At 67.6% G+C, this 6,989-nt stretch carries 6 protein-coding genes; 4 read left to right on the top strand and 2 right to left on the bottom strand.

The annotated features are described in order from the left end of the window. On the bottom strand, positions 1 to 1,092 hold a 1,092-nt coding region (locus ACWELQ_RS33265), incomplete at its 3' end, for a condensation domain-containing protein (RefSeq protein ID WP_452401001.1). Positions 1,093 to 1,391: 299 nt separating this feature from the next. Continuing rightward, a complete protein-coding gene (locus ACWELQ_RS33260; protein WP_452401000.1) occupies positions 1,392 to 2,537 on the bottom strand; it encodes an LmeA family phospholipid-binding protein in 1,146 nt (381 codons plus the stop codon). 247 nt (positions 2,538 to 2,784) lie between these two features. On the opposite strand from ACWELQ_RS33260, the gene ACWELQ_RS33255 reads away from it, so the two are divergent. The 4 genes from ACWELQ_RS33255 (at position 2,785) to pstC (ending at position 6,866) form a co-directional block, all read left to right on the top strand. Continuing rightward, a complete protein-coding gene (locus tag ACWELQ_RS33255) occupies positions 2,785 to 3,537 on the top strand; it encodes a winged helix-turn-helix transcriptional regulator (protein ID WP_452400999.1) in 753 nt (250 codons plus the stop codon). Next, entirely contained in the window at positions 3,537 to 4,433 is an 897-nt protein-coding gene (gene mshD, locus ACWELQ_RS33250) for a mycothiol synthase (RefSeq protein WP_452400998.1), read from the top strand. The genes ACWELQ_RS33255 and mshD overlap by 1 nt, the downstream gene beginning before the upstream one ends. Positions 4,434 to 4,662: 229 nt before the next feature. Next, the gene (gene pstS / locus ACWELQ_RS33245) at positions 4,663 to 5,778 is read left to right on the top strand and encodes a phosphate ABC transporter substrate-binding protein PstS (RefSeq protein WP_452400997.1); all 1,116 of its coding nucleotides are present in this window, start codon (positions 4,663 to 4,665) and stop codon (positions 5,776 to 5,778) included. A 116-nt stretch (positions 5,779 to 5,894) separates the two neighbouring features. Then, positions 5,895 to 6,866, top strand: a complete 972-nt coding sequence (pstC, locus tag ACWELQ_RS33240; protein ID WP_452400996.1) for a phosphate ABC transporter permease subunit PstC — start codon at positions 5,895 to 5,897, stop codon at positions 6,864 to 6,866. Positions 6,867 to 6,989 lie beyond the last annotated feature (123 nt).

The raw sequence follows: 6,989 nt of genomic DNA, 5'->3' as shown, positions 1-6,989 counted from the left end.
GAAGAACTGGGACCCGACCTCGCCACCGCTGAACTCGCCCGAGGAGTCACGGCGAATGTCCTCGGCCCGGTAGCGCTGGTGCCGCAGGGCGCCGGACACGGCGACGGTCACCTGCTGCAGCAGCTCGGCCACGCTGGTGTCGTGCCCGACCCGCAGCCGCAGCGGCACGATGTTGGAGGCGGCGCCGCCGGAGCGACGCATGATCGCGGTCGTACGCGCGGTCACCGGCAGGCTGAGGATGACGTCCTCGCTGCCGGTCCACTGCGCGAGGTAGGCGGCGAAACCGGCGATCAGCAGTCCGGCGGGCGAGGATTCGTGGCGGGCGACAGCCGCGTCCAGCAGCGAAGCCTGATCCTCGTTCAGCGCACCGGTGGCGATCCGGTTCACGGCGGCGGGCGGGGCGGACCGCCCGACCAGGCTGGTGCCGTCCTCGAGCCCGGCGACGCGCTCGGCCCAGTACTCCTTGTCGGCCTTGAAGCGGCTCGACTCGCGATAGGCGAACTCCTGCTCGACCAGGGTCGGCAGATCGGTCAGCTTGTGCGGCGCGGGCTCGACCCCGTTCACATACGCCGTGTACAGCTCGGCGGTGCGGGTCAGGTAGGTGACCGCGCCGAACCCGTCCAGCACGATGTGATGGATCCGGGCATACCAGTAGTAATGCGCGTCACCCAGTTTCACCATGGCCGTCTTGATCAGACGGTCCCGGGTCAGATCCAGCGGGGTGCTGTACTCGGCGCGCATCCACTCCTGGGCGGCCGCGGCCGGATCGGCCGCACCGCTCAGATCGACGTGGTAGATGGTGCGATCCAGCGAGTGGTCGACCATCTGCATGGGCTCACCGTCGCGTTCGACGATGCGCAGGAAGCCGGACCCGAACTCCTCGGAGCTCTTGACCATGGCGCGCTCGAGCAACTCGATGTCGAGTTCGCCGCGCAGCTCCACGTACTGAGCGATATTGATCGGTACCTGCGGGTCCAGGTGCTGGGAGTACCAGATACCGAGCTGCGCGGGCGAGAGCGGAAACAGATCGCCCGACCCCGGTGCGATTTCGCTTCCAGCTTCGCCGTTGCTGCCGAAATCCAGCCGGTTCAACCCAAACCTCGCTTCCGAACACCGCTACGCGCAGCGTTCCCCGCCGAAAACCCGAACAGGACGCCACAGCCGCTTCAGCGTGGCGTCCAGTGTTCGGGGCTCACTTCACCGTAAATTGAGACTCCCTGGGGTATCCCCCCAGCTGGCCGATCTTGTTACATGGGCACGACCACACCCACCGGCGGTTGCCGGGTCACAGTCGCGATTCTGGTGACGGACACTCGATCCAATCTACCGTCAGCGCGCAACCCGTTACCAGAAAGGGCCATAGCCCTTAGCTATCATCGCATTTCGGCCATTCAGCCAGTGATATGCGACCTATCGCGTGCAGGATCGTACAGGTGCGACTGGGCGCAGTTCACCGATTCGGCAAGGGCGCTTCCCACCAGGATCACGGCGGCTTGCCGCAGGTCGGCGGCCTCGACCCGGTCCGCGATATCGGCCAGCGTGCCCCGCAGGACCTGCTGCCGCGGCTGGGTCGCCCGGTAGACGACCGCGACCGGGCAGTCCGCGCCGTAGTCCGGAATCAGCTCCTGCGCGAGGGTCCGGATGCGGGTGATGGCGAGATGCAGGATCAGGGTCGCCCGGGTGCGGGCGAAGTTGGCCAGCGACTCCGATTCGGGCATGACGGTCGAACGGGCCTGTGTGCGAGTCAACACCACGGACTGCACCTGCTCGGGCACGGTCAGCTCAGCGCCCAGCAACGCGGCGGCCGCGGCGTAGGCCGGAACGCCCGGCGTCACGTCCCACACCGTCGGCTCGGTGTCCGCGTCGCCCTGCAGATCCCGCCCGGAGATGGCGGTGGCCGTGACCTGGACCTGATTGCCCTCGAGCTTCAGCTCGGCCAGCACGTGGACCTTCTTGGTGGTGACCTTCTCGCCGCCGTCGCCGCGCGGGTCGGGCACCTGGATCGACAGCGCCGGGTCGGCGTCGGGGGTGACCGGCACGAAGCCCTCGAGGATGACCGCGCCCGTGGTCGTCACGCCGGTGCCGCCGGAACCGCCGGAGCCGTCGGACTTGTCGGTGGGCGGGCCGAAGACCTGCAGACCCTGGATATTGAACATGCGGCCGAGTTCGGCCGGTTCGATGCGGACCCGCGAGAGCACCTCGTCCACCGGCACCCGGCCCACATTGCCGTCGATGAGATTGCGCATCGACACGTGCGCACCCCACAGATTCGCCTCGACGGTGATCTGACCGGGGATATCGGGCCGCAGCACCCGGGCGCGGACGTCCATGCCGCGGTACACGCCGTCGAGCGCCTGGGTCACGAACGGATGCCCGATCGACTCGTGGAAGGTGATCTCCGGGTCGGCACTCAGGTCCGAGCCGGTCCGCAGCAGGCGCGACACCCGGTACTCGGAGTAGGCCGCGACCCCGAAATCGAGCAGCACGGCCAGCCCTGCCAAGCAGAGCAATCCGATGAGGAGCCTCCGGAAACGCATAGCCTGCACCCTAGTCGGGGGAAGGGTCGTTACCGACGGTCGCGGTACGACACGGGCAGGTCGCGGACCGGTGAAATGGAGATGAAGAGGGAGTAGACCGGACCAGTCGGTTGCCTCGCTGGCCACAGATACGAGCCTGTCGGTCCCGACACGCTAATGTAGGCAGCGATTACCTGTGATGACCTGCATGGGGTAGTGGCCGACAGTGCGGTAGCCACACACATGCCAGATGGGATGGAGGGCCCCCATGGAGCTGCTCCTGCTGACCTCCGACCCCAACCCCGAGGCGGTGCTGCCCTCGCTCGCGTTGCTGCCGCATCACGTGCGGCCCGCGCCGACCGAGGTGGCGTCCCTGCTCGAGGCCGGTTCCGCCGATGTCGCGCTGGTGGACGCCCGCACCGACCTGGCCGCCGCGCGCGGCCTGTGTCGTTTGCTGGGCAGCACCGGCTCCTCGGTGCCGGTGGTGGCGGTGCTGACCGAGGGCGGTCTGGTCGCCGTCAACGCGGACTGGGGCCTGGACGACATCCTGCTGCCGGGCACCGGACCCGCCGAGCTGGATGCCCGGCTGCGACTGCTGGTGGCCCGCAACGGCGGTGTCGCCAGCCCGGAGAACACCGGCAAGATCACCCTGGGCGAGTTGGTGATCGACGAGGGCACCTATACCGCCCGCCTGCGCGGTCGCCCGCTCGACCTGACCTACAAGGAGTTCGAGCTCCTCAAGTACCTGGCCCAGCACGCCGGGCGGGTCTTCACCCGCGCGCAGCTGTTGCAGGAGGTCTGGGGCTACGACTTCTTCGGCGGCACCCGCACCGTGGACGTGCACGTGCGACGGCTGCGCGCCAAGCTCGGCAGCGAGTACGAATCGCTGATCGGCACGGTCCGCAATGTCGGCTACAAGGCGGTGCGCCCGGCGCGCACCGCGGGCAAGGGCGAGGCGGTCACCTTCCCCGACGCCGAGGGCGACGACTCCGAACTGACGACGGCGAACGGCACGATCTGATGACTTCCTGGACCGACCGGCTGCCCCTCGAGACGGCCGGGGAGGTGCGGGCGGTGCTGGAGCGGGCCACGGCGGCCGACGGGGTCGCCCCGGTCTCGGAGCAGGCCGTGCTGTCGCTCGGAAACGATTCTCCCGCACGCCATCTGGTGGACATCCGGGACGGCGTGGTGGCCGGGTACGCGAATCTCGTTCCCGCGCACGGGGAGCACCCGGCGATGGCGGAGGTCGCGGTCGATCCGGCGCTGCGCGGGAAGGGTATCGGCGCTGGTCTGGTGGCTGCGGCCCTGGCCGCCGGAGGCCCGGACGCCCGGGTGTGGGCGCACGGTGATCTGCCGCCCGCGCAGGCCGTCGCCGCTCGGCTCGGCCTGTCCGTTTCGCGTGAATTGTGGCAAATGCGACGGGAATTGGCGAACTCTGAGCTACCTGAACTGATCGTGCCGGACGGTCTGGAACTGCGCACCTACGCGGGGCCTTCCGACGACGCCGAACTGCTGCGCGTGAACAACGCCGCCTTCTCCTGGCATCCCGAGCAAGGCGGCTGGACCGAGTCCGATATCGCGGCCCGCCGCGCCGAATCCTGGTTCGATCCCAAGGGCCTGTTCATCGCGACCGATCCGGCCGACCCGGCCCGCGTTCTCGGATTCCACTGGACGAAGGTGCATTCCGACGAGAACCCGCCGATCGGCGAGGTCTACGTGGTCGGCATCGACCCGCAGGCGCAGGGTCGCGGCCTCGGCCGGCTGCTCACCCTGGCGGGTCTGCACTACCTGAAGGACCGCGGCCTCGACGCCGTGCTGCTCTACACCGAGGGTGACAACACCGCGGCGGTGCACACCTACACCCGACTGGATTTCACTCGATTCCACATCGACGTGGCGTACTCCAGCGCGCCGTAAATTCCGCCCGGCAACAGTGCGGCTAATATCACACGACGTGCTCAGGAATCTGGGCGGTGTGTTCATCTGGCGTTCACCTACCCAGGTCCAACTGTCAACCAGCCGCCCCTACGTTGCAATTGGGCCGCGAACCGCTGCCCGGTGCGCTAGTTCGCAGCGAACAGCCGCCTTCGCGCCCGTCCGACCGTTGAGGGGTTGGACGTGCAACGTGATTCCCCCGGAGGAATTGGTGAATCTCAAGCGCAGCAGCGCCCTGCTCGGTGTGTTGGCCGCGGCCGGCGCCCTGACCCTGTCCGCGTGTGGCTCCGACAACAACGGCACCAACGGCGCCGCCAAGATCGACGTCGCCTGCGGTGGCAAGACCTCGCTCAAGGCCAGCGGCTCGACCGCCCAGAAGAACGCGATGGACCGTTTCGTCGCCGCCTACCAGGCCAACTGCTCGGGCGCCAAGCTCGACTACACCGGCTCGGGCTCGGGCGCCGGCGTGAACGACTTCATCGGCAACCAGACCGATTTCGCGGGTTCCGACTCGCCGCTGTCCGCCGAGAAGGGCGAGACCGACAAGGCCGCCGCCCGCTGCGCGAGCCCGGCGTGGAACCTGCCCGCCGTCTTCGGCCCGATCGCGGTCGCCTACAACGTCCCCGGCGTCGACAACCTGGTTCTCGACCCGCCGACCATCGCCAAGATCTTCTCCGGTGACATCACCACCTGGAACGACACCGCGATCAAGGCGCTGAACGCGAACAACGCGGACAAGCTGCCCTCGGACAAGATCGGCGTGATCTTCCGCTCCGACGAGTCGGGCACCACCGACAACTTCCAGAAGTACCTGACCGCCGCCGGCGGCTACACCAAGGGCGCGGGCAAGGCGTTCAACGGTGGCGTCGGTGAGGGCGTCAAGGGCTCGGACGGCACCTCGGCCGCGGTCGCGAACACCAAGTTCACCATCACCTACACCGAGTGGTCCTTCGCCAAGGCGCAGAAGCTGTCGAACGTGCGCGTGCTGACCACCGCCACCTCGAACGACCCGAAGCCGGTCGACCTGACCACCGAGACCGCCGCCAAGGCCGTCGACGCGGCCAAGGTCAAGGGCGAGGGCAACGACCTGGTCCTGGACAACAGCTCGATCTACAAGCCCACCACCGGTGGCGCGTACCCGATCATGCTGGCCACCTACGAGATCGTCTGCTCGAAGTACAGCGACGCCGACACCTCGAAGGCCGTCAAGGCGTTCCTGACCTCGGCGGTCGGCAACGGTCAGACCGGTCTGGCGGACGCGGGCTACGTGCCGCTGCCGGACGCGTTCAAGACCAAGCTCACCACCGCGATCAACGCCATTCAGTGATCGCCTGATCCGAAAAAACCACGATGACCGTGCACGACGAAGCTGCATCCTCGGGTCTGTCCGTTTCGACCGACCCGAGGGATGACCGTGCCCAAACGCCGGGGGATACTGCGCTGATGCCGACCGATCCCAGCACCAAACCGGCCGCGGGGCGCGGCGCACCCACCAAGTTCGGCGCGGAGTTCGCGTTCCGTTCGGCGGCCACGGCCGCCGGCGGGATCATCGTCGCCGCCATTGCCCTGATCGCATTGTTCTTGCTGATCAGGGCATGGCCCTCGATCATGGCGAACAAGTCGAACTTCTTCACCACCACCGAGTTCAACGTCAAGGACGACAACAACCTGCACTTCGGCATCAAGGACCTGTTCATGGTCACGGTGCTGAGCTCGTTGTTCGCCCTGGCGATCGCGGTGCCGATCGGTGTCGGTATCGCGCTGTTCCTGACGCAGTACTCACCGAAGGTGCTGGCGCGTCCGTTCTCGGCCATCGTGGACCTCCTGGCGGCGGTGCCGTCGATCGTGTTCGGTCTGTGGGGTTTCCTCGTCGTGGCTCCGAAGCTGAGCCCCTTCGAGGACTTCCTCAACAAGCACCTGAACTGGTTCTTCCTGTTCTCCGACGGCAATGTCAGCATCGCCGGCGGCGGCAATATCTTCACCGCGGGCGTGATTCTCGCGGTCATGATCCTGCCGATCATCACCTCGGTGAGCCGTGAGGTCTTCGGCCTCACCCCGCGCACGCACATCGAGGCGGCGCAGGCGCTGGGCGCGACCAAGTGGGAAGTGGTGCGGTTGACCGTGCTGCCCTTCGGCCGCTCGGGTGTGATCGCCGGTTCCATGCTCGGCCTGGGTCGCGCGCTCGGTGAGACCATCGCGGTCCTGATCGTGCTGCGCACCTCGACGAAGGCGGGAAGCTGGACGCTGTTCGACGGCGGCTACACCTTCGCCTCCCGAATCGCGGCCTCCGCTTCGGAATTCAGCTCCAAGCTGCCGACCGGCGCCTACATCGCCGCCGGTTTCGTGTTGTTCGCTCTGACGTTCGTCGTCAACGCACTGGCTCGGCTCGCGGCGGGCGGGAAGGTGAACGGATGACCGCCACACTCGACAAGCCGGTCAAGGCCCCGACCTTCCGGCACGTCAGCCCCGGCCGCCGAATCAAGAACAACATCGCCACCGGTGTGGTCTGGGCCTGCTTCGGCATCGCCCTGGTCCCGC

Source organism: Nocardia sp. NPDC004722, from assembly GCF_053601505.1.
This window is presented reverse-complemented; position numbering and strand designations above follow the sequence as displayed.